Source organism: Aeromonas enterica, from assembly GCF_054052465.1.
In genome coordinates, this window is sequence record NZ_JBSTYL010000067.1 from 1 (window position 1) to 461 (window position 461).

2 pseudogenes are annotated in these 461 nt (G+C 54.0%); both read left to right on the top strand.

Going from position 1 to position 461, the window contains the following annotated elements:
• A pseudogene (locus ACW5XD_RS23915) lies at window positions 1-200 on the top strand (hypothetical protein); the annotation flags it as partial.
• Between the two features lie 79 nt (window positions 201-279).
• A pseudogene (locus ACW5XD_RS23920) lies at window positions 280-461 on the top strand (alpha-amylase family glycosyl hydrolase); the annotation flags it as partial.

Below are 461 nucleotides of genomic sequence, written 5' to 3' on the forward strand. Positions count from 1 at the left end.
TGGTCACTCCCTTCAAGGCTTCACTTTGCTTTCTCATCTTTCCGGTGATTGCCGTTGCACTGGAGGCGGTGGTCACGGGGCGCACTATCTCACTTTATTCATTCCTCTTCACCTTGCCACTGGCGGGTGGGATCTACCTGTTGATCAAGCCAGAACGAGCGATGAACAAAACCATCGACATAGAAAGTCAGGCAAGCTGAGCAGCATATTGGGACACCCACCTTTTTGACAGCGCTTTACCTCTGTTCTTGACTGAAAGGGATATCGCAGGAGGTTGCCATGACCATTGCCCGTTCCCGTCAAATCAGTCTGCAAGATACGCCTTATTACCATGTGGTCAGTCGCTGCGTGCGACGGGCCTTCTTGTGCGGTGAAGATGCCCATTCCGGCCAGAGTTACGAGCACAGGCGCCAGTGGGTGGTCGACAAGCTGGGCCAACTGTCGCGACTGTTTGCCATCGG